Annotated in this window: 1 protein-coding gene; it reads right to left on the bottom strand. The window is 65.6% G+C overall.

Annotated features, from left to right (window positions below):
- A partial coding sequence (locus ACY1JZ_RS26000) for an AMP-binding protein (protein ID WP_462631679.1) occupies nt 1-877 on the bottom strand: 877 nt, incomplete at both ends.

Below are 877 nucleotides of genomic sequence, written 5' to 3' on the forward strand. Positions count from 1 at the left end.
CCCGTTCCACCTCCCACCAGGTCGAATACGTCGTGTCCTCCGACGGGCCGTACAGGTTGTACAGCCGCTTCACGCTGTTGATCTCATACACCTGACGCGCCAGCGACAGCGGCAGCGGCTCTCCCGCCAGATTCACTGTCGTTACTCCCTTCGGCACCGCCTGCTGGCGCACCAGCTCCGCCATCGCCGATGGCACCGTGTTGATCAGCGTCAGCTCCTCCCGCGCGGCAAGCTGCGGCACCTCCAGCGCATTCTCCGCCAGAATCACCGTGCCGCCTCTGCTCAGCGGGGCGAACAGCTCGAACACCGACAGGTCGAAGTTGATCGAGGTCGAGGCCAGCACGCCCGACAGCTCCTCCGGCGTGAACTGGAGATGACACCAGTCCAGAAAGGCCGACGTATTCCGGTGCTCGATCATGACCCCCTTCGGCCGGCCTGTCGAGCCGGACGTATAGATGACGTAGGCCAGATGCTCTGGGCGCACGCCGCTCTCCGGCGCCTCCCCGCTCTCCTGCTCCAGACGATCCAGCTCCTCGTCGTACAGCAGCAGCTCGGCCCCGCTTGGCGGCAGCCCGGCTGCCAGTGCGGATTCGGTGACCAGCACCGCCGCCTCCGTCTCCTCCAGCATGTAGCTCAGACGATCGGATGGATAGGCCGGGTCCAGCGGAACATACGCCCCGCCCGCCTTCAAGATGCCCAGCAGCGCGACCACTAACGAGGCGCTCCGTCTCATACATACGCCCACCAGCTTCTCTGGCCCAACTCCTCGACGTCGCAGCGCTTGAGCGAGCTGATTCGACCGTCTCTCCAGCTCGCCATAGCTGATCCGCTCTTCCCCGTCGATGACCGCTGTCGCCTGCGGGGTCGCAAGCGCCTG

It is taken from the genome of Paenibacillus sp. J5 (assembly GCF_054955055.1).